Genomic DNA, 19,892 nt, shown 5'->3' with positions numbered 1-19,892 from the left:
CGCTATCCTGAGGTTGAGCAGTAATCAGGAATTTCGGAATGCGTAAATGCGTAAGTGGCATCATAGCCGCAGCATTATGGGCATCCATTGTGCAGGCGGAATCCCACAATTCAGCGGATAGGTCACAGACCTTTCAGCTGGCCTCGGCTGATATGACCGTGTCCCTCCGACCGGTCGTGCGGCCTTCAGCTAAGGAGTATCGGGTGTCGACCGAAGGAAACGCGCGGTTTCAGGCGTGGCTGGGAGCGTTCCGCGAACGGGCAGAACAACAGGGCATTTCAGCCGCGACGCTGGATCGGGCGCTGGCGGGCCTGACCTATGACAAGAAAATCATCGAACGGGATCGCAATCAGGCCGAGTTTTCAAAACCGATCTGGGAGTATCTGGATGCCGCTGTGTCAGACACGCGGATCCGCAACGGCCGCGCGGGGCTGGAACGCCATCACGCAACCCTGACCCGGATCGAGGCGCAATATGGCGTCGAGAAAGAGGTTGTGACAGCAATCTGGGGGCTCGAGACAGCGTTCGGGACGTTTAGGGGCAGTGATCAGACCATCCGTTCGCTGGCGACACTGGCCTTTGACGCGCGGCGGGCGCAGTTCTTTGAAACTCAGTTGATCGCGGCTTTGCGGATCGTTCAGGCCGGGGATGTCAGTGCCGGGAATATGGTCGGCAGCTGGGCGGGCGCGATGGGTCACACGCAGTTCATGCCGACCTCATACCTGGATCACGCGGTGGATTTCGATGGCGACGGGCGGCGCGATATCTGGTCCGAGGACCCGACCGACGCGTTGGCCTCTGCCGCCGCCTACCTAGCGCGGCACGGCTGGACCAAGGGTCAGCCTTGGGGTGTCGAAGTACGTTTGCCGGAAGGGTTCGACTATGCCGTGGCCAAGCGGGATCATACATTGATGCCCTCTGACTGGGCCGCGCGCGGCGTGTTGGGTCGCAATGGTAAGCCGGTGCCGGATTACGGGCAGGCGGCCATTCTATTGCCCGCCGGAGGGCAGGGCGTGGCGCTGATGATCTTCGACAATTTCGGCGTGATCGAGAAATATAACGGTGCCGACGCCTATGTGATCGGTATCGGCCATCTGTCCGACCGTCTGGCCGGCCAAGCGCCGTTTCAAGCCAACTGGCCGCGCGGTGACCGGGTGCTGAGTTTCACCGAGAAAAAGGAACTGCAATCCCGCCTGACCGAGGCTGGCTTTGATACGCAGGGCATCGACGGGCGCACCGGACCAAACACGACCGACGCCGTCCGCGCATATCAGTTGGCGCAGGGGCTGCTCCCGGATGGATATGCCAGTTTGAATCTATTAGAGCTGTTGCGGTGATAACGAACGGGTCCTGTACGGTGTTTAGGTGCGTGGTGCGGACATTCTCTCAGTTTTCGGCTTTATGGGATGAGTAACCTCCCGACTACCGGCACTCACTACGATAGGCGGGAGGTGGACCCAGCAGTTTAGCGGGTCGCGACGCCAGTAGAGGTAATAAAAAACTGGATCGCATTCATATATTTGAACCTAAGATGCATCAAATCAAGTTTTTTATCGCGCGACAATTTTTATATTCCCGCGCGATGCGGTTGCAATGCTCGTGTGCTGAGCTTTGCTTAGCGCTGAAAACTGCTAGCACGCCTGACAGAGGCTGGAACTGATACACAGGGTATAGACACGGGTGAACCGAGCCAAACACGACCGGCGTCGTACGAACGTACCAACTGTGCCGAATTTACTGCCGGATGATTTCGTCAGCTTGAATATGCAAGGGCGGCTTCAAACACTAACGTCACTGAGGTGTCTTAGTCTGAATCTTATGGTCTCGGCCGCCATTTTGTTGTGACTACCCGCCACGTATATTGCCGATAGCTTCATCAATCCCAAGTGTGCCTCAAATGATGAGGCCGCACTATGACCGAAGACACACCACAACCAGCGCAGTACTATGACAAACACGACATCTGGACGTTGGATCCAACGTCCACGGACAAAGAGGTCTATGATGTCTTTGCCACAGAAGTCGCCAAACTTGTTCAGTTGCTGGATGAAAACGAGCCACTCATGTCGCGGGATTTTTACGCACGACTTTTTGTGTCACTATTGGGGTTGTCCCGAGTTTTGGGAGAGTACGATGATAGCTGGAGCCGGAGTGTCTATTCTCCGGACGAAAATTAGCTCTGTCACATATAACCTAATGAGGCAGAGCAAGACTCGGATCTTCAAAGCTAAGGGCGGTTGTTAATCCAACCGCCCCTTGCGTTTCGTAGTTACTCTGAACGCCGACCTATGCCGCCACCTTCATCAAGCCCTGCGCGATGATTTCGGCATGTGCCTCATCCAGCGACTTGTAAATCCGCACGAACATCTCGTCGATATCCGCAGGGGTCAGGATCAGCGGGGGTGAGATGATCATCCGGTCACCCACATGGCGCATGATCAGGTTGTTGGCAAAGCAGCGGTCGCGGCAGATATAGCCGACCGTGCCGGGGTCCGAGGCAAACTTGGCGCGGCTGGCCTTGTCCGGCGTCAGCGCGATCGAGGCCATCATGCCGACGATTTTGGCCTCACCGACCAGCGGGTGATCGGCCAGCGCCTCCCATTTCTCTTTCAAATAGGGCGCGGCCACGTCGCGGACGTGTTCGACGATCTTCTCCTCTTCGAGGATGCGCAGATTTTCCAGCGCTACGGCCGCCGCGACCGGGTGGCCGGAATAGGTGTAGCCATGGTTGAACTCGGTGCCGCCGATAACCTTGGCGATCTCATCACTGACGATGGACCCCCCGATGGGCGCATAGCCCGAGCTGAGCCCCTTGGCGATGGTCATGATATCCGGTCGGATACCTACGGTTTCTGAGCCGAACCAGTTGCCCGTGCGGCCAAATCCGCAAATCACCTCATCCGCGATCAGTAGGATATCGTATTTATCGCAGATTCGCTGAACCTCGGGCCAGTAGCTGTCGGGTGCCACGATCACGCCGCCCGCACCTTGCACGGGTTCGGCGATAAAGGCGGCGACGCGGTCTTCGCCCAGCTCCAGAATGGCGTCTTCCAACTCGCGCGCGCGGGCAAGGCCGAATTCCTCGGGGGTCATGGTGCCGCCTTCGGCCCACCAGTTCGGTTGGTTAATGTGGTGGATGTTGGGAATCGGAATGCCGCCCTGCGCGTGCATCCCTGCCATACCACCCAGCGATGCGGACCCCACGGACGAGCCGTGATAGGCGTTGTGGCGGCTAATGATGATGTTTTTGTCGGGCTGGCCTTTTTCGGCCCAATAGGTGCGCACCAGACGGATGTTGGTGTCATTCGCCTCGGATCCGCCACCGGCGAAGAAGACGTGGTTCAGATCGCCCGGCGCCAGTTCTGCCAGCTTCGCGGCGAGCGCGATAACAGGCACATGGGTCGTTTTGAAGAAAGTGTTGTAATACGGCAGCTCGCGCATCTGGCGGGCGGCGACCTCGGCCAGTTCATCGCGACCATAGCCGATATTGACGCACCACAGACCGGCCATGGCGTCCAGAATCTCTTCGCCCTCGCTGTCGGTCAGATAGACGCCATTGGCGCGGGTGATGACGCGGGCGCCTTCCTGGCCAAGCGAACCATTGGCCGAGAACGGGTGCATGTGATGGGCAGCATCCAGCGCCTGCAATTCAGCGGTGGGCATGTGATTGGTGATGGTGGACATCCGGACGTCTCCTGCAAAAGCGGTTGGCATTTACAATATGATCAAATTTTTCCCTGTCAATCGAATCGCAAATTTCTAACCGTCGGTCAGGGCGTCGGCCATAAGTTCCATCCCCTGTTCGATATCCTGAGCCGTGGCTTTTGCTGCCATTTTCGCATCTTTTGCGCGCAGCGCGGTGATAATGTCCTTATGCCGGTCCGGCAGGCTCTGCGTGCCGAAACGGCCACAGACCACACGCAGAGACGGCCCGAATCTCAGCCAGAGCCGCTCGGTCAGATCAAGCAGAATTGGGGCGTCAGCGTAGGAATAGAGGGTTTCGTGAAACGTGTGATTCAGATGCAGATAACCGCTGACGTCGCCGTCCGCGATTGTGCGGTCAAGCCGCTGATCGATTCGTTCAAGATTTTCGATATCCGCGCTGTTCATATTCGCAACTGCGCGGCTTGAAAGCTCTGATTCTATTGAAATTCTGGCAAATATCATCTGTTCGACATCTCCCGCCGACAACAGCGGTACGCTGACCCTGCGGTTGCCCTGAAACATCAATGCGCCATCCGAGATCAAGCGGCGAATCGCCTCACGCACGGGGGTCATTCCCACCCCCAGCGAATCAGTCAGTCCCTGTATCGTGACGGGCTGTCCCGGCACCAAGTCACCGAACATGATCTGCGCTTTGAGGGTTTGATAGACCTGTTCGTGCGCGGGTCGTTTTTCGGTCTCTACCTTCGCGCTGGATGCCTTATTTTTGATCAAATCCAATTGGTTTGCCCCGTTTCCAGTGATGATGTCTTGCCAGGTTTCAGGCCTCGTGAAACCATACGCGGGATCGGGGGAAAACGCAAAACTTGATCAAATCCAAAAAAACGGGATTATACCCGTACACTTGCAGGGAGAAGAAAATGACAATCAAAACGCTGACCATGACAGCGGTCATCGCGCTGGGGACTTCGGCGGCCTTTGCCGAAGAAGTGCGCGTTTACAACTGGTCTGACTATATCGATGAGGAACTGCTGTCCAAGTTCGAGGAAGAAACCGGCCTGACGCTGATCTATGATGTGTTCGACAGCAATGAGGTTCTTGAAACCAAGATGTTGGCCGGTGGTTCGGGGTATGACGTTGTGGTGCCCTCCGGAACATTCCTACAGCGCCAGATACAGGCTGGTGCATTTCAGGAGTTGGATTCGTCCAAACTGTCCAACGCGGGCAACCTGTGGGACGTAATCCAGGAACGCACCGCGGGTTATGATCCCAGCAACGCGTATTCGATAAACTACATGTGGGGCACCACTGGACTCGGCGTGAATGTCGACAAAGTCAAAGAAGCGCTGGGTGATGACGTCGCCCTCAATAGCATGGATCTGGTGCTGAAGCCTGAGAACATGGAAAAGCTGGCCTCATGTGGGGTTCACTTCTTGGACGCGCCAGCCGAGATGATACCAATGACTTTGCAGTACATAGGCGAAGATCCTGATAGCCACGATCCTGACGTCATCAAGAAAGTCGAAGAGGTTCTGACTAGCGTCCGCCCTCACATCCAAAAGTTCCATAGTTCGGAATATATCAACGCGTTGGCCAATGGAGATATATGCGTAGCCGTCGGCTGGTCGGGCGATATTCTTCAGGCACGCGATCGCGCAGCAGAGGCTGACAACGGTGTCAACATTGAATACCACCCATTTGCCGAAGGCTCGTTGATGTGGTTCGACCAGATGGCAATTCCGGCGGATGCTCCGAACCCAGAAGGTGCACACAAGTTCCTGGATTTTATTCTGGATGCCAATAACATGGCCGCTGCATCGAACTACGTTTACTATGCCAATGGCAACAAGGCGTCACAGGAGTTTCTTGTAGAAGACGTGATCGGTGATCCGGCGATCTATCCTGATGATGCTACCATGCAGAATCTCTACATCACGACGCCATACCCGTCGAAAACACAACGGGTGGTGACCCGTCTGTGGACCAAGATCAAATCGGGCACCTGACCGGTTATCTGCACAGGGCGGATTGGCCCGCCCTGTGCCATTTCCCAGATTGATGCACGGGGGCCGTTTTGAACTCTGACGTCTTTGAGCCGTGGAATGATCCACAGGCGAAACCTTTGATCCAGTTCCGGAATGTCACCAAACGGTTTGGTGAATTCACGGCCATCGACAACCTGTCTCTGGATATCTTCGAAAAAGAATTCTTTGCTTTGCTGGGGCCTTCGGGCTGCGGCAAGACCACCATGATGCGGATGTTGGCAGGGTTCGAAACGCCGACCGAAGGGCACATCATGTTGGGCGGTCAGGACATCGACCCGATCCCGCCGAACAAGCGGGCGGTGAACATGATGTTCCAGTCCTATGCCCTGTTCCCGCACCTCAGTATCTGGGACAATATTGCCTTCGGCCTGCGCCGGGACAACATGCCCAAGCATGACTTGGAAGAGCGTGTCGAAGAGATGCTGCGCCTGACCCGGCTGGAACAATTTGCCCGCCGCAAGCCGCATCAGATCTCGGGTGGGCAACGTCAGCGTGTGGCGCTGGCGCGGTCGCTGGCCAAGGCACCAAAGCTGCTGTTGCTGGATGAACCGCTGGGCGCGTTGGACAAGAAACTGCGGCAGGACACGCAGTTTGAACTGATGGATATTCAGGAAAAGACCGGCACCACCTTTGTGATCGTGACCCACGATCAGGAAGAGGCGATGACCGTTGCCAGCCGCGTCGCGGTGATGGACCAGGGCAGGTTGATGCAGGTGGAAACGCCGGATCGCATCTATGAAAACCCTAACTCGGTCTATGTTGCGGATTTCATCGGGGATGTGAACATCATCGAGGGCCGGGCGTCCGCCAACGGCGAAGACTCCTATCAGATCGACTGGGCCGAGGGGCAGGCACCGCTGACGGCAACCTCAGCAAATGGGTTTTCTAGCGGTCAGACCTGCCATCTGGCGATCCGGCCCGAAAAAGTGACGATCTCGGCGGATCGCCCGGCAGATGCGATCAACGCAGTGCAGGGCAAGGTTCATGACATCGCCTATCTGGGCAACCTGTCTACCTATCATGTCGAGCTTGCAAACGGCACGATCATCAAGGCGCAGACGGCCAATACCCGTCGAATCTCGCGCCGGTCGTTCACCTGGGAAGACCCGGTCTGGCTGTCCTGGACAGCGACGGCCGCGGTTCTGCTGGCCAGCTGATGCGCCGCGCATTTCTGATTGCCGTTCCCTATGTCTGGCTGTTGGCGCTGTTTCTGGTGCCGTTCTTCATTGTTTTGAAGATCTCGTTGTCGGATACCGAACTGGCCATTCCGCCCTACACGCCAACGCTGGACCTGTCGCAGGGCTGGGCCGGGATCAAAGAGTTCTTCAGCCAGTTGGATTTCGAAAACTTCGTCTGGCTGACCGAGGATGACCTGTATTGGAAAGCCTACCTGTCCAGCGTCAAGATCGCGGTGATCTCGACTTTTCTGACGCTGTTGGTGGGCTATCCGATTGCCTACGGCATGGCCCGCGCGCCGGTCGAGTGGCGGCCGACGCTGATGATGCTGGTGATCTTGCCGTTCTGGACCTCGTTCCTGATCCGCGTTTACGCGTGGATGGGGATTTTGTCGAACGAAGGCTATCTGAACCAGTTTCTGCTGTGGCTGGGCATCATCTCGACCCCGCTGACCATTCTGAACACGCAATGGGCGGTCTATATCGGCATCGTCTACACGTATCTGCCGTTCATGATCCTGCCGGTTTATTCGTCACTGGAGCGTATGGACGGGTCCCTGATCGAAGCGGCTGAGGATCTGGGCTGCTCACGTCTGCAGGCCTTTTGGCTGGTGACTGTTCCGCTGTCGCGCCCTGGCATCATCGCGGGATGTTTTCTGGTGATGATCCCGGTGATTGGTGAGTTCGTGATCCCATCATTGCTAGGCGGCTCGGGTACATTAATGATCGGCAAGGTGCTGTGGGAAGAGTTCTTCTCGAACCGCGACTGGCCGGTGGCCAGCGCCGTGGCGGTGGTACTGCTGCTGATCCTTGTCGTCCCGATTGTGCTGTTCCAGCGCAACCAGCAAAAGCAGACGGAGGCCGAGCAATGAGCAGGCTAAGCTGGTTCAACGCGGTGTCCCTGACGCTGGGATTTGCGTTCCTCTATATCCCGATGATCATCCTGATCATCTTCAGCTTCAATGAGAGCAAGCTGGTGACAGTCTGGGCCGGGTTCTCGACCAAATGGTATGGCGAAGTGATCCAGAACGAGGCCTTTCTGGATGCAGCCTGGGTGACCGTGCGCGTCGCGGTATTCTCATCCACATTGGCGACAATCTTGGGTACCGCCGCGGCCTATGTGTTGGTGCGTGGTGGGCGGTTCTTTGGTCGCACGCTGTTTTCCGGCATGATCTACGCGCCGCTGGTGATGCCCGAGGTTATCACCGGGCTGTCGCTGCTGTTGCTGTTCATCGGCATCGGGTTGGATCGGGGTATCCTGACCATCGTTCTGGCGCATACGACCTTTTCGATGTGTTTCGTCTCGGTCGTCGTGTCTTCACGCCTAGTGACCTTCGATAAATCTTTGGAAGAGGCTGCGCTGGATTTGGGCTGTTCACCCGCTCAGGCGTTCCGGCTGGTGACTTTGCCGATCATCGCGCCTGCGGTGATCTCGGGTTGGTTGCTGGCCTTCACTCTGTCGCTGGATGATCTGGTGATTGCGTCGTTCACCTCTGGGCCGTCGGCGACAACCCTGCCGATCAAGATCTTTTCGGCCGTGCGCCTGGGTGTCAGCCCCGAGATCAATGCATTGTCCACGATCATGATCGCGATTGTGACGGTGGGCGTTATCACCGCATCATTGGTCACAAAACGTGCGATGGTGCGGCAAAAGCAGGATGAAATGGCTGCTGCGCGTACCGAATGAAGCGGCTGTTCCCGGATTACACCTATGGGCCCGGCCCCCGGACCAACTGCTGGTGGGACGAAACGATTGCCAGCCCCGACTGGCCGGTTCTCAACGGTGAACAGAAGGTAGACGTCGCCATTGTTGGTGGCGGTTTCACCGGGCTGTCAGCGGCGCTGCATCTGGCAAACGCGTGTGTTTCGGTTGCGGTGCTTGAGGCCCGGACACCTGGTTGGGGCGCCTCGGGGCGCAATGGTGGCTTTTGCTGTCTGGGCGGATCAAAACTGAGCTACAGCGCAATGGTCCGCCAATTCGGTGAGGCGGCCGCGCACAGTTATGATCAAGCTGAAATGGACGCGGTTCACCTTGTCGCTGATCTGCTGAAAACCAAAGCCATAGATGCGGATGTGCATTCACAGGGTGAAACCCAACTGGCCCACACCCCCCGTGCGATGGAAAGGCTGCGCAAACGGGCCGAGGCCACGGGCACTTTGCACACCCCAGATGATCTTCCCGGACTTGGGTTTGGTGGTCGGTTTTATGGCGGGTACACCAACCCGGTCGGATTTGCACTGAACCCCAGAAAATACCTGTTCGGGCTGGCGCAAATGACCCAGACACTGGGCGCCAAGCTGTTTCAGAACAGTGCGGTGCAGACAATTCGGAAGACGCAATCTGGCTTTGACTTGGAGGCAGCCTCGGGTCGGATCAGCGCCGCAAACGTTCTGATCTGCACCAATGGTTACTCCAGCGAGGACGTGCCGCCCTGGCTGGCTGGCCGGTATATGCCTGTCCAATCCACGGTTCTGGTGACGCGCCCTCTGACGCAGGAAGAATTGCAAACCCAGGGTTGGACATCTGACCAGATGTCTTACGATACCCGCCATTTGCTGCATTATTTCCGCCTGATGCCCGACCGACGGTTTCTGTTCGGAATGCGAGGCGGGTTGCGCGCGTCTCCGCAGGCTGAGGCGGCCATTCGCCGGAAGGCTCTGAACGATTTCAGGCAGATGTTCCCGGAATGGGCGTCGGTCGATGTCACCCATATGTGGTCCGGTATGGTCTGCCTGTCGCGAGGGTTAACGCCGTTTGTGGGTCCCGTGACGGATCAACCGGGGATGTTCGCCGGGTTTGCCTATCACGGTAACGGGGTGGCGATGGGGACCTATTGCGGACGGGCGCTGGCCCGGATGGTTTTGCAGCAAGAGACCGGGCTACCTGAACCCATAACACGTGTCCCAGCGCGGTTTCCGCTGGGACGCTGGCGGCGCGCATTGATGCCGCCGGCCTATGCCATGATGGGTCTATTGGACTTATGACCGCTCTAGCACCGCGCGTTCTAGTTCCAACCCCGTGGCATAGTCCGGTGACCCGTTTTCTATCCGCCACAAACAATAGGCCGCCATCCGCCAGGCATACCAACGACGCAGCGATTTGAACCGGGTCACGATGTCTGCGCGTCTGTACGAGGACAGAAACTGATCTTCTTCCTCAGGTGTCATAGCTGACCCCCGGTACAGGTGCTGCATGGCGGGCGACACAAACAGTGCAATGTCTTCGCACGGATCGCCCTGCGCCGGGCATTGCCAGTCGATCAGGGTCAGCCCGGATGGCGCAACCAGAATGTTCCCCGCAACCGGGTCGCCGTGTATCAGGCAAGTCTGTTGGGTCGGCTGTACCTGTTCGTCAGGTTTTAGCTGTTCCAATTGGTGCCGCATGGCCGAGGTGCATCCGTTAAGGATGCTCTGGCCGTGCCGGGCCAGATCCGCACTGCCATTGCATCCGCGGGGCGCCGGAACCGACACATCCAGCCCATGTAGTTTGCCGAGCAATAGGGCAACGTCGGTTGTGTCCTTACGCCAGGGCGTACCCGGCGCGTGATCGTAAAACACCCATCGACCGTTTTGATGTTGACCCGCCGCGCGCAGACGCGGGGCAAACCCGGTCGGCTCCAACGCGGTTAGGCACTGCGCTTCCAACTCGGCATCGTTGCGAAACAATGGATTGCGCAACCCTGTTCGGTACAGTTTCAAAACCTTGCCGCCGTTCTCTTCCAGCACTTTCCAGACCTTATTGGTCCGACCGCCATACAGGGTTTGAAACTGAGCATCAGGTGCGATCAGCCTTCGGTGACGCAGGTCATCAACAAGATCCAAAGGGGGGAGTGTCGGGGCGGGCAGTGGGTTCACCAAAAAAACGAGTCGCAGTTTGCACTGGTTTGGCCTGTCCCGCCCTGCAGATCAAGTTCCGGTTCGGACCCCGGTCACCATCCCTGCCGGAACCACCTGCCCGCTTTCCAACGTCAGCACGACAGCATCCTCGCCAACCTGTGCCTCGACCACCTGACTGTAGGTTGAGACAGGCTGGCCTGAAAGCAACTCTTCCCCGTCATAGCTTTCCAATGTGGCTGAATAGCTGCCGGTCGGCAAAGGGCTGCCATCGCTAGTTGTCCCGGCCCAGTCAAATTCGGTCTGGGTCACCGGTACGGAAATCCTTTCGATCTCGGTGCCGTCACTGTCCCGGATCACCATCACCGCACTGTCTGCCGCCGGTTCAGCCTGCGCGGACAGGGTCACAGGCTCGCCATCAAAGTGGAACGCTGCGGTGGTCTGGACATCCATACCGACCCAATTGGCAAGATCCTCCAGCTTTATACCGCCCAGAGACAGCGCCAGTTCGGACAAAAGCTCGTTGCTCTGAACCTGTTGTTCAACCATCGAAAATTGCGCCAATTGCGAGGCGTACTCGGTCGAATCCATCGGCTCCAACGGGTCCTGATTTTGCGCCTGGGTTGTCATCAGCAACAGGAAAGTGTCGAAATCCGACGCGATCGAGGTTGCCTGTGACTGGGATGCTGATTGGGCCTGGGTATTGGCTTGCGTCGTCGATTGGGTTGGGGTGATCATGCTCAAAGCCTCATGTCGATCCGGCCGTCGGGGCCTAGTTTCGGAATGGCGGGACCTGCCTCGGTGACAGGCTCGTCCTGCGTTTTCGCAAGCCGGGTGCCGTCGCCCGAGTCAGACCTATCCTGCTGTGCGTCTGCAGAGGTGCCCAGATCAAAGGACAGGTCGCCCAGCCCAAAGTTCTGGAATTCGGCCTCCAGCACCGAGATGTGACGGCGCATCATATCCAGTGTTTCCGGCCGTTCCGCCGAGATTGTTACGTGCAGACCATCCTCGCGACCATTCAAGACTATCGAAACGCGTCCCAGTTCTTCGGGGTTTAACGCGACCTCGATTGTGCCTTGCTGTCCACGCGCGGAAACAACGGTTGCCATTTGATTGGCAACCGCGCGTGCCGTTTCAGCGCGCGCCGTCGATGTAATGGTCTGTGTTAATGGTGCCGAATCTCGGGCAGAGGACAATGTCGGGGTCTCTCTGGTGGTCGATATTTCTTCGATTTCTGGAAAGGTCTGAAGCTCGGTCTGCGTGTTGGTTTGATCCGTGGCCAAAAGCTGCATTTGTGCAAGTGTTGGCGCCCGATCAGGCACCACCGCTTGCGATTGCGCCACCTGTGGCGTCGCGGGGACACTTGGTCCGCCCAGGTCGGGTCGGATGATGGGCGAATGATCCAACATCTCTTTTGGGAGCATGTTCGGTGTTACAAGCCCGGCGGGAAAGCTTGGCGGATTGGTGGCCGCCTGGGGCGTTCTTCTTGGCGAAACTGTATCGAAAAGCATGGCTTGAACGGCTGGAGATACCGCACGCCGAGCAGAGCCCGCCGCGGGTTCCAACCTGTCGGCTTTTTGAGGGGGCGGGTGCGTTTCGTCTACCGTTTCAGTCTCCTCCTCAACAGTTGATGACGTCATGGTTGGTTTTTCAGCCATCGTCTTTGCAACCGGAGCCGGAACAACTTCCGGCACAGCCGCATGCAATTCGGCAGGCGGCTGATCCTCGGGGGTATCGGAAACATCCGGAATTTCAACGTTTGCAGCGATGTCGTCCACCTCTGACACCGAGTCTGGGTCCTGAACCAAAAGGTCGGTGAGATCGGGCTCGGCTGACTGCGGATCGGCCTCTTGATCCATGACCATTTGAAAGGACGCGGCCCCTTTGGACGCACGAGGTTCTTGCGGTTTTGCATCGGGTTTCGCGGCGGTGCCCGACGAAGACAACAGTGCTGAAAGTGGGTTGGGCATTTTGCTCCGACTCCGTTTGTGTGAACGGAAATCTGCCCGCAGGAGGTTACGTTTATTTTAACCGCTTTCGCCTTTGATCAAGAAAGTTCGATGCAAATTTCGGAGAAAGTGATGAAGATTTCCACAACCCTTCCTACCGCGCAGCCCCCCACCACGGCCGAGAAATTGCAGGCTGCGGCGGTCGAGTTGGAGGCCGCGTTTCTGGCGGAAATGCTCAAGTCTTCTGGGTTGGGCAAGGCCAGCGAATCTTTTGGCGGCGGTGCCGGCGAAGATCAGTTTTCGTCCTTCCTCGTGCAACATCAGGCGCGTGCGTTGGCCGCATCCGGCGGCCTTGGCCTGTCCGAAATTTTGTTCCAGTCCATGATGGAGAAAACCGATGCCGACCAATTCTGAAACCGACCTGATCCGATCCCTTGAGGAAGTGCTGGATCTTGAGCGATCCGCGCTTGTCGACGGGGATCTGGACCGGCTGAGCCATATGGCGCCGGAAAAGGAAAAGCTGATCGGTGCGATCAATGAATTGCAGGTTCTGGACAGCGCCGAATTGATTCGCCTGCAGCAGAAAGTCGAACGGAACCAGGCGCTGTTGAACAGTGCCGCCGAAGGGATTCGGGCCGTTGCCAGCTGTATGGCCGAATTGCGGCGCGTTCGGCAGGAGTTCAGCACCTACGGAGCGGACGGGCAGCGCAACGGATACGCCGTGCGTCGCAATGCGAAACTGGAAAAACGGGCATAGGAGCGGGTTTGATTCAAATCCGAAGTTTCTGAGTGAGGGGCTTTAGCATTCCGTTAGGGGATCAGGGGCAAAGGTGGCCGGGCATCTGAAACAACAGGTGGCGCGAACAGCCCGACGGCGGATCGCATTGATCAGAAAGACGTCAAAGCCCGCGTGTGGTGCGGGGTAAGCATGGGCGCAAAGGGCCCGAACGGAAAAGGAAGAAAGCTATGTCCAGCATTCTGACAAACAATGGCGCAATGGTGGCGCTGCAAACCCTGAAATCGGTCAACAAGAATCTGGAGATGACCCAGAACGCGATCTCGACCGGTAAGGACGTCGCAACTGCCAAGGACAACTCGGCCGTCTGGGCAATCTCCAAAGTCATGGAGTCGGACGTCAAGGGCTTCAACGCGATCAAAGACAGCCTGGCGCTGGGTGAATCGACCGTTGCGGTGGCGCGGAACGCGTCGGAAACCGTGACCGATCTGTTGACGCAGATGAAAGAGAAAATCGTCGCCGCGCAGGAGGACAACGTTGACCGCGGCAAGATCAACGATGATGTGACCGCTCTGCGGGATCAGATTGCGTCGGTTGTTGGTGCGGCACAGTTCAATGGGCTTAACCTTGTGGACGGCTCGGCCGGTACTGCTTCGATCTTGTCCTCACTTGATCGGGATAGCACTGGTGCAGTGAATTCGTCGTCGATTTCGGTCGCAAGTCAGGACCTGTCCATTGGCGGTTATACTGCCAAAGGCGTACTTGCAGGTTCGGGAGGCGCGACCACCGACAATGATGTTGCAGGCTTTACCATGGATAAAGCCGGCGGGTCAGGTGACATTGTGATCGACAGCTCGACTGACAACTTTGAAGTCGGTGATAGTGTCTCGATCCGAGTCGGTGATCAGGATGTGTCGTACACCATTCAAGCCAGCGATCTGGATCCCTCTGGAACCTATGACGATGCCTATACAGATGCTCTTGTTGCTGTTGGCCTCAAGAACCAGGTTGATGCGCTGGGCATCACAGGTGTTGCAGTCGACTATGACTCGGGATCGCCGAACACCCTGTCCTTTACTACAGGTACGGCAACGGCTGGTGCGGATGCGGATCAGGACATTACCGTGTCGGCTCAATTCACTAATGCTGGTTCCGGTGGGCTTGGCGCACTCAGCTCGATTGACGTTTCGACAGATGCAGGCGCGGCAGCCGCACTGGGCACCATCGAAACACTGATCGACACGTCGATTGATGCAGCGGCAGCCTTTGGTTCGGCGCAGGGCCGTATCGAAACACAGCAGGATTTCGTTTCCAAACTGACCGACTCGTTCAAGTCCGGCATCGGTTCGATGGTTGACGCCGATATGGAAGAGACCTCGGCTCGTCTGCAAGCTCTTCAGGTTCAGCAGCAGCTGGCCACTCAATCGCTGTCGATTGCCAATCAGGCGCCGCAGTCGATCCTGTCGCTGTTCCGTTAATTTTCGGAACCTGGTCGGGGCGCCCAGACGCGCCCCGACTCTGACCGCCAAAAGACGGCCTATTGGAAGGATTTCAAGTGACACAGCAAACTCTTGCACAACGTGCCTACGCGCAGACCGCCGCCCCGACCCGCACCCCGCGCGATACCGAGTACGAGGCGATTTCGAAGATCACGCATCGGCTCAAGGTTGCGGCGGCCCGACGTAAAACCGATTTCGGAGGGTTCGTTCACGCGCTACACGAAAATCGTCGCTTGTGGACCGTTCTGGCAACTGGCGTGTCCGACTCGGACAACGCGCTGCCCAATGAATTGCGTGCGCGAATCTTCTATCTGGCAGAATTCACCGAGCAACACAGCAGTCAGGTTCTGGGCAATAAGGCGACCGTTGAACCGCTGCTTGAGATCAATATGGCCGTCCTGCGCGGCCTGCGTCAGATGGGTGCTACCTGATGGGGGGGCTGGTTCTGAAACTGGCACCGAAAGAGAGGGTGCTGATAAACGGCGTGGTTGTCGAAAACGGAGATCGCCGCAGCCGTTTTTCAATCATGACGCCGGACGCAAATGTCCTGCGCCTGCGCGATGCCATTCATCCGGATGAGGTGACTACCCCGGTGCGGCGGGTGTGTTATGCCGCCCAGCTTGTTTTGTCCGGCGATATGGAGCCTGAGCGGGCGCGGCAACAGCTTTTGCGGCGGGTTGAAGAGTTGAGCCAGGTCTTCACCGATTCCGACAGTCGTCGTGTTCTGTCGGAAGCTACTGAGGCTTTACTGGCCGAACAGTATTACAAATGCCTGAAATCCCTGCGGGCGCTGTTACCGCGTGAAGAACGGTTGATGGCGTATCAGCAATGACATTCCGGCCTGTCATCCCCTCTGATGGTATTGTCGGCTGGCGTTTTTTGCAGCGTACCTATGATACGCAGCTCGAAAGCTTTTCGGCCTCGCCAGTCAATGAACGAGAGACAAAGTACTTTCTGGACAATATCGGCAAGGTACAGACGGCTGAGGAATTGGTTTCGGATAGGCGGTTGCTGCAAGTGGCGCTGGGCGCCTTCGGACTAGAGGATGACATCAACAATCGCTATTTCATCCAGAAAATTCTGTCCGATGGGACAAGCGCCGAGGATGCATTGTCCAACCGTCTGGCCGATAAGCGGTATCGGGAGTTTTCCGAAGCCTTCGGCCTGGGTCCGGGCGAGGTGCGCAGAACGGGTTTGACCACCTTTATGGAAGCAATTGCGCAGGACAATGTCGTGTCTCGGTTCGAAATCGCTGTGGGTGAGAGCGATGAGACGATGCGCATATCGCTTTATACGCAACATACCTTGGCGGATCTGGCCGCGCAGGACAGCAGTTCGGACACAAAGTGGTTCGACCTGATGGGGCAACCGCCGCTGCGAAGCATGATGGAGACGGCGCTGGGGCTGCCAACAAGTTTCGCGCAGTTGGACATCGACAGGCAGCTTGAGGTTTTCAAGGATAGATTGTCGGGCCTGACTGGATCAGACGATCTGGCCCAATTTACCGACGAGGCGTCGGTGGCCCGGCTGACAGACCAATATCTTGCACGCAGCCAGATTGCACAGCTGCAAAACACGATTTCCCCTGCTCAAACGGCGCTGATTTTGCTGGGGGCGTAACCTAGGCGCGACACAGATAACTATTCGAAAACTCAGGCGTTCAACACGGCATCCGCCGAAGTTCTGAGTGCAAATGCGGTCACTGGCTGGGACACATTGTGCAGCTTGACCTCGCCCAATGACAAAGCATCCGCGCATGCAGGCTGAATATCGGCCGAGACGACAATGCGCTGACCGATCGTTTTGCTGTATTCCCCCAACCGGGCCGCGACATTTGCGGCCTGTCCGATGACGGTGAAATCCAGCCGTTCGCGCGATCCGACATTGCCATATGTGACCCGACCATAGGCAACCCCGATCGAGCAATCGCAATGAACGTCTGAGCCAGATTGGCGCAACTGACCAAGTTTTTCGACAATTTCAACGGCTGAGCGTTGCGCGTTTCGGCGCGCGACCATGGAATCTTCACCCTCGGGAAAGACTGCCAGAACAGCGTCACCGATGAACTTCAATACTTCGCCGCCATTGTTATGCACGATATCGGACACGGTTTCGAAAAAGTCGTTCAGCACGTTGATATAGGCGGTACGGCCAAGCTGCTCTTCCAGGCTGGTCGAATTGCGCAGGTCGCAGAACATAATGGCCGCATCAATCTCATCTCCGTCGCCGCGCCGGATTTCACCGCCCAGCACCCGCGCGCCCGAGCGTTTGCCGACATAAGTCTCAAGCAACACCTGTGCGTTCTCGCGCTGCATGAAAACTTCGTAAAAGCGGGCAATGACAGATGAGCACTCGAACACCAACCCGAGGTTTTCTGTTGTAAACCCGTCAGGATGATCGCAGGTCAGGGTCAGAACATTTGTCCGCCCGTCCGAGAACGGCAATGGCATGGCGACGTAATCGGTGGCACCCTTGGCCCGCAGATCCTCCATAATCGGGAAGCTGTTTTGGGGGTTTTCGTCGTTCAACCGCTGGCGCACGCCGCCCAGCCCGTTCGAGACGTGACGCAGGGGGCTATTGATATAGGCCGGGTGATCGTGGATTTCATACGTGGGCACGTTGGTCGAAATCTCGGCCTCACCCTTTTCCCAGATATAATGCTTGCCCGCGATCAGCGGATGCAGAGACCAGGCCAGAATGCTGAGCCGTTGAATCGCGATGCCGTGTTCCAACATCTTTTCGGCCAATGCCTTGGTGAAGGCTTCCGGCGTGCTGAGGTTTGATGCACCACGCATCAGCCAATCAATCAGAGGCCCGCTTATATTGCCATCCTCGGTATCTCGCAGTTGGTTTTCGCCCAAGTCGACCCGTGTATAGGCCGAGGGCATAAACCCGACATAGCCCTGAATGGCGGCGCTTTCAGGCAGCGCTTCTTCATAGGCCCAGACTGAGTTGGCCAGCCGTTGCCCATCCAGGAAGACATCGTGATAGGTCGCCGTTCCCTTGAATGGGCAAAACGTCTGCAACTCGGTTTCTGCACCAAGATCGACACAGATATCCGTGCGCGGGACGTAAATTGTGGCCGGCAGCCGCGTTTCATACATGACTTTCGCGTCGGTGCTTTCGGCCAACAGGGTGTCATCCCGATAGATCGCGATCCGACCTTTCAGCGATTCGACCGATATCCCGTAGCCTTTAGTCGGCGGTGTGGTATGGACGTTCATCATCAGTTTCCCTGACCCGCTTGGTATTAGGATGGGCCTTTGGGGCAAGCATTCCAAGGGGGATAACCGGCATTTTATCACACATACCTTGTGCGATGCGGCAAAGTCAGACCATCTGAATCACATCTTTTTCGATCGACAACATATAGCCTTTTTTGGCGATATTCTTGACCAGCAACTCACTGACCATCTGATTGCCCAAGGCATCGCGAAGCCGTTTGATCCGTGTGGCACCTGCGGCCTCGTCACAATCGGCGGTGTCTTTGCCCGAGATCATCGACTCGATCTGGACGCCGGACAGGACCTCGTCGTCCAGCCGGGATTCGGCCAGCACCGACAAGGTCTCCATTGCCGCGGGTGTCAGTTTGAAATCCATGTTGTTCAGATAGACGGTATTTTCCTCGCGGCTGATTAACAGCGAGGTGACCTGAATGCCGGTGCGTTCGATCTGTGCCATTCGCCGGTTCAACAACACCAGCATTACCAGAAACACCAGCGCCGTTACCAGCATAGCAGTGGCAAAAACCAGCAACACGAAAATCACCATTCGGTAGCTGGACAGTGTATCGGCAAAAGCGGTGCCCGATTGCGCCAATATCTCAAGCAAGCGGATTTCAGTTTGCGAGGTTAGATCGCTTTCGATGAACAATCGTTCGACCCGGGCGTTGAATGCGTTCGCATCGGGCAGGGTCCAGAATAAAAAGATGGCCGCTGTTACCAGAATCACCACGATCGCCGCGATGCCCGCGCCGACCAGTCTGACACCAGATCGGCGGGCCTCAGTAACGGAGATAGAATTTTCCGGCATTGACCTTCCTTTTATCCAACCCTTCCGGCCCGAACACGGACATGACGTTCAGCAGGGTCCAGCCCGACCCCTTGAGGCGCTGGGCGACTTCTTTTTTAGCCTGCCCTTTGCCGCAAGCCGATACCTGCATGACGCCGTAGTGCAGGCGCAGCGGATTGTCCTGCTTGGCCTTGTAGTCGGCATAGCAATCGGCCGCCGAAGCGGTGGTGCCAAGCGATATCAGGGCCAACAGGGCCAGAGAAGAGAGGATCTGTTTCATAGGCCGCATCCTGCGCATGTGTTGGCACGATATTCAATAACCTAAGGGGTTTCGCGGGCCTGATATCGGATAACACCGGCCCGTTATTGCCTGTCTGAACGAGGCGCGGCCAGTGTCGGGTCATCAACACGGCCCGCCACCGGGTCACCTCAAGACTACTGAAGGACAAGCACCATGCATAAGAAATTCATTGCCCTGATCGTGGCCTCGGCAGTTGCCATCACCGGTATTTCCGCGTCTCAGGCGCGGGCCGCGGATGTCGAGGATATTCTTGGCGGGCTTGCAGCCATTGCGCTGATTGGCGCCGCTGTGAAGCATTTCGACGACAAGAGCAAAAAGAACAACGTGACGCACAACTACAATCACATATATAAGGCGCCCCAGAAACACGTACACACCCGGCCAAAGCACCGGCCACATCACGTACGCCCGCTGCCCCCGCGTGTTGCGCGTTACAGCCTGCCGCAACGATGCTTGCGCACGTTCAAAGGGTATTCGCCCAATCAACGACTGTTGGGGAAGACCTGTCTGGGCAAGCATTACAAATACAGCAATAGCCTGCCTAACCAGTGCAAGGTCAGGTTCTGGAATGGCAAAAAGGTCAAGCGGGCATACCACCCCGGCTGTCTGCGCCAGAAAGGATACCGCGTTAGTTACAAGTAACGGTTTTCGAGCAGGAGCGGCGCCACAGAAGCGCTGT

At 57.1% G+C, this 19,892-nt stretch carries 22 protein-coding genes; 14 read left to right on the top strand and 8 right to left on the bottom strand.

Features of this window, described 5'->3' with window-relative positions; all coding sequences use genetic code 11:
- Nucleotides 1-38 precede the first annotated feature (38 nt).
- Entirely contained in the window at nucleotides 39-1,337 is a 1,299-nt protein-coding gene (locus ACR0AL_RS16700) for a lytic murein transglycosylase (protein ID WP_480663922.1), read from the top strand.
- Between the two features lie 576 nt (nucleotides 1,338-1,913).
- Nucleotides 1,914-2,177: a hypothetical protein gene (locus tag ACR0AL_RS16695; protein ID WP_480663920.1), complete on the top strand. Its 264-nt coding sequence runs from the start codon at nucleotides 1,914-1,916 to the stop codon at nucleotides 2,175-2,177.
- 109 nt (nucleotides 2,178-2,286) lie between these two features.
- On the opposite strand, the gene ACR0AL_RS16690 is transcribed toward ACR0AL_RS16695, so the two are convergent.
- Both ACR0AL_RS16690 and ACR0AL_RS16685 read right to left on the bottom strand, forming a co-directional pair.
- Nucleotides 2,287-3,684, bottom strand: coding sequence for an aspartate aminotransferase family protein (locus ACR0AL_RS16690; RefSeq protein ID WP_170351094.1), 1,398 nt, complete (start codon nucleotides 3,682-3,684; stop codon nucleotides 2,287-2,289).
- A 75-nt stretch (nucleotides 3,685-3,759) separates the two neighbouring features.
- Nucleotides 3,760-4,443, bottom strand: coding sequence for a GntR family transcriptional regulator (locus ACR0AL_RS16685; protein ID WP_480663918.1), 684 nt, complete (start codon nucleotides 4,441-4,443; stop codon nucleotides 3,760-3,762).
- Between the two features lie 140 nt (nucleotides 4,444-4,583).
- Here ACR0AL_RS16685 and ACR0AL_RS16680 point away from each other — a divergent pair, with 140 nt between their 5' ends.
- The 5 genes from ACR0AL_RS16680 (at nucleotide 4,584) to ACR0AL_RS16660 (ending at nucleotide 9,868) form a co-directional block, all read left to right on the top strand.
- Complete coding sequence (locus ACR0AL_RS16680) at nucleotides 4,584-5,669, top strand: polyamine ABC transporter substrate-binding protein (protein ID WP_480663916.1); 1,086 nt, start codon at nucleotides 4,584-4,586, stop codon at nucleotides 5,667-5,669.
- Between the two features lie 68 nt (nucleotides 5,670-5,737).
- A complete protein-coding gene (locus ACR0AL_RS16675; RefSeq protein WP_170362383.1) occupies nucleotides 5,738-6,865 on the top strand; it encodes an ABC transporter ATP-binding protein in 1,128 nt (375 codons plus the stop codon).
- Nucleotides 6,865-7,755: an ABC transporter permease subunit gene (locus ACR0AL_RS16670; protein ID WP_170362382.1), complete on the top strand. Its 891-nt coding sequence runs from the start codon at nucleotides 6,865-6,867 to the stop codon at nucleotides 7,753-7,755. Before ACR0AL_RS16675 ends, ACR0AL_RS16670 begins: the two co-directional genes overlap by 1 nt.
- Nucleotides 7,752-8,570, top strand: coding sequence for an ABC transporter permease (locus ACR0AL_RS16665; protein WP_480663914.1), 819 nt, complete (start codon nucleotides 7,752-7,754; stop codon nucleotides 8,568-8,570). The genes ACR0AL_RS16670 and ACR0AL_RS16665 overlap by 4 nt, the downstream gene beginning before the upstream one ends.
- On the top strand, nucleotides 8,567-9,868 hold the full coding sequence (locus tag ACR0AL_RS16660) for an NAD(P)/FAD-dependent oxidoreductase (RefSeq protein WP_480663912.1): 1,302 nt from the start codon (nucleotides 8,567-8,569) through the stop codon (nucleotides 9,866-9,868). Before ACR0AL_RS16665 ends, ACR0AL_RS16660 begins: the two co-directional genes overlap by 4 nt.
- Here ACR0AL_RS16660 and ACR0AL_RS16655 read toward each other — a convergent pair.
- From ACR0AL_RS16655 to ACR0AL_RS16645, 3 genes are all read right to left on the bottom strand, one after another.
- Nucleotides 9,863-10,705: a phosphotransferase family protein gene (locus ACR0AL_RS16655; protein WP_254440253.1), complete on the bottom strand. Its 843-nt coding sequence runs from the start codon at nucleotides 10,703-10,705 to the stop codon at nucleotides 9,863-9,865. The two genes, ACR0AL_RS16660 and ACR0AL_RS16655, sit on opposite strands and share 6 nt — an antisense overlap.
- An 84-nt stretch (nucleotides 10,706-10,789) precedes the next feature.
- A complete protein-coding gene (locus tag ACR0AL_RS16650; RefSeq protein WP_170351087.1) occupies nucleotides 10,790-11,455 on the bottom strand; it encodes a flagellar hook capping FlgD N-terminal domain-containing protein in 666 nt (221 codons plus the stop codon).
- Nucleotides 11,456-11,457: 2 nt separating this feature from the next.
- Complete coding sequence (locus tag ACR0AL_RS16645) at nucleotides 11,458-12,687, bottom strand: flagellar hook-length control protein FliK (RefSeq protein WP_480663910.1); 1,230 nt, start codon at nucleotides 12,685-12,687, stop codon at nucleotides 11,458-11,460.
- A 111-nt stretch (nucleotides 12,688-12,798) separates the two neighbouring features.
- Between ACR0AL_RS16645 and ACR0AL_RS16640 the strand changes: the two genes are divergently transcribed.
- From ACR0AL_RS16640 to ACR0AL_RS16615, 6 genes are all read left to right on the top strand, one after another.
- Nucleotides 12,799-13,080: a rod-binding protein gene (locus ACR0AL_RS16640; RefSeq protein WP_170351085.1), complete on the top strand. Its 282-nt coding sequence runs from the start codon at nucleotides 12,799-12,801 to the stop codon at nucleotides 13,078-13,080.
- Nucleotides 13,064-13,423, top strand: a complete 360-nt coding sequence (locus ACR0AL_RS16635; protein WP_480648668.1) for a flagellar biosynthesis protein FlgN — start codon at nucleotides 13,064-13,066, stop codon at nucleotides 13,421-13,423. Before ACR0AL_RS16640 ends, ACR0AL_RS16635 begins: the two co-directional genes overlap by 17 nt.
- A gap of 209 nt (nucleotides 13,424-13,632) precedes the next feature.
- A complete protein-coding gene (locus ACR0AL_RS16630) occupies nucleotides 13,633-14,880 on the top strand; it encodes a flagellin (protein WP_170351083.1) in 1,248 nt (415 codons plus the stop codon).
- A gap of 77 nt (nucleotides 14,881-14,957) precedes the next feature.
- Entirely contained in the window at nucleotides 14,958-15,332 is a 375-nt protein-coding gene (gene flaF, locus ACR0AL_RS16625) for a flagellar biosynthesis regulator FlaF (RefSeq protein WP_480659212.1), read from the top strand.
- Entirely contained in the window at nucleotides 15,332-15,733 is a 402-nt protein-coding gene (gene flbT, locus ACR0AL_RS16620) for a flagellar biosynthesis repressor FlbT (protein ID WP_480663908.1), read from the top strand. Before flaF ends, flbT begins: the two co-directional genes overlap by 1 nt.
- On the top strand, nucleotides 15,730-16,521 hold the full coding sequence (locus ACR0AL_RS16615; RefSeq protein WP_480663906.1) for a DUF1217 domain-containing protein: 792 nt from the start codon (nucleotides 15,730-15,732) through the stop codon (nucleotides 16,519-16,521). The genes flbT and ACR0AL_RS16615 overlap by 4 nt, the downstream gene beginning before the upstream one ends.
- A gap of 32 nt (nucleotides 16,522-16,553) precedes the next feature.
- Here the strand turns inward: ACR0AL_RS16615 and ACR0AL_RS16610 are convergent, their stop codons facing one another.
- The 3 genes from ACR0AL_RS16610 to ACR0AL_RS16600 form a co-directional block, all read right to left on the bottom strand.
- The gene (locus ACR0AL_RS16610) at nucleotides 16,554-18,125 is read right to left on the bottom strand and encodes a DUF427 domain-containing protein (RefSeq protein WP_480663904.1); all 1,572 of its coding nucleotides are present in this window, start codon (nucleotides 18,123-18,125) and stop codon (nucleotides 16,554-16,556) included.
- 106 nt (nucleotides 18,126-18,231) lie between these two features.
- The gene (locus ACR0AL_RS16605; protein ID WP_170351079.1) at nucleotides 18,232-18,933 is read right to left on the bottom strand and encodes a winged helix-turn-helix domain-containing protein; all 702 of its coding nucleotides are present in this window, start codon (nucleotides 18,931-18,933) and stop codon (nucleotides 18,232-18,234) included.
- Complete coding sequence (locus ACR0AL_RS16600; protein ID WP_170351078.1) at nucleotides 18,905-19,192, bottom strand: hypothetical protein; 288 nt, start codon at nucleotides 19,190-19,192, stop codon at nucleotides 18,905-18,907. The genes ACR0AL_RS16605 and ACR0AL_RS16600 overlap by 29 nt, the downstream gene beginning before the upstream one ends.
- 174 nt (nucleotides 19,193-19,366) lie before the next feature.
- Here ACR0AL_RS16600 and ACR0AL_RS16595 point away from each other — a divergent pair, with 174 nt between their 5' ends.
- Complete coding sequence (locus ACR0AL_RS16595) at nucleotides 19,367-19,855, top strand: hypothetical protein (RefSeq protein ID WP_170351077.1); 489 nt, start codon at nucleotides 19,367-19,369, stop codon at nucleotides 19,853-19,855.
- Nucleotides 19,856-19,892: the final 37 nt, after the last annotated feature.

Source organism: Ruegeria sp. BB1 (assembly GCF_056539465.1).
The sequence above is the reverse complement of the archived record's forward strand: the minus strand, read 5'-3'. Positions and strand labels throughout refer to the sequence as shown.

Coding starts and splice junctions, on each gene's coding strand:
- ACR0AL_RS16700 (WP_480663922.1), top strand. CDS start 39: ATGCGTAAATGCGTAAGTGGCATCATAGCCGCAGCATTATGGGCATCC.
- ACR0AL_RS16695 (WP_480663920.1), top strand. CDS start 1,914: ATGACCGAAGACACACCACAACCAGCGCAGTACTATGACAAACACGAC.
- ACR0AL_RS16690 (WP_170351094.1), bottom strand. CDS start 3,684: ATGTCCACCATCACCAATCACATGCCCACCGCTGAATTGCAGGCGCTG.
- ACR0AL_RS16680 (WP_480663916.1), top strand. CDS start 4,584: ATGACAATCAAAACGCTGACCATGACAGCGGTCATCGCGCTGGGGACT.
- ACR0AL_RS16670 (WP_170362382.1), top strand. CDS start 6,865: ATGCGCCGCGCATTTCTGATTGCCGTTCCCTATGTCTGGCTGTTGGCG.
- ACR0AL_RS16665 (WP_480663914.1), top strand. CDS start 7,752: ATGAGCAGGCTAAGCTGGTTCAACGCGGTGTCCCTGACGCTGGGATTT.
- ACR0AL_RS16660 (WP_480663912.1), top strand. CDS start 8,567: ATGAAGCGGCTGTTCCCGGATTACACCTATGGGCCCGGCCCCCGGACC.
- ACR0AL_RS16650 (WP_170351087.1), bottom strand. CDS start 11,455: ATGATCACCCCAACCCAATCGACGACGCAAGCCAATACCCAGGCCCAA.
- ACR0AL_RS16645 (WP_480663910.1), bottom strand. CDS start 12,687: ATGCCCAACCCACTTTCAGCACTGTTGTCTTCGTCGGGCACCGCCGCG.
- ACR0AL_RS16640 (WP_170351085.1), top strand. CDS start 12,799: ATGAAGATTTCCACAACCCTTCCTACCGCGCAGCCCCCCACCACGGCC.
- ACR0AL_RS16635 (WP_480648668.1), top strand. CDS start 13,064: ATGCCGACCAATTCTGAAACCGACCTGATCCGATCCCTTGAGGAAGTG.
- ACR0AL_RS16630 (WP_170351083.1), top strand. CDS start 13,633: ATGTCCAGCATTCTGACAAACAATGGCGCAATGGTGGCGCTGCAAACC.
- flbT (WP_480663908.1), top strand. CDS start 15,332: ATGGGGGGGCTGGTTCTGAAACTGGCACCGAAAGAGAGGGTGCTGATA.
- ACR0AL_RS16615 (WP_480663906.1), top strand. CDS start 15,730: ATGACATTCCGGCCTGTCATCCCCTCTGATGGTATTGTCGGCTGGCGT.
- ACR0AL_RS16610 (WP_480663904.1), bottom strand. CDS start 18,125: ATGAACGTCCATACCACACCGCCGACTAAAGGCTACGGGATATCGGTC.
- ACR0AL_RS16605 (WP_170351079.1), bottom strand. CDS start 18,933: ATGCCGGAAAATTCTATCTCCGTTACTGAGGCCCGCCGATCTGGTGTC.
- ACR0AL_RS16600 (WP_170351078.1), bottom strand. CDS start 19,192: ATGAAACAGATCCTCTCTTCTCTGGCCCTGTTGGCCCTGATATCGCTT.
- ACR0AL_RS16595 (WP_170351077.1), top strand. CDS start 19,367: ATGCATAAGAAATTCATTGCCCTGATCGTGGCCTCGGCAGTTGCCATC.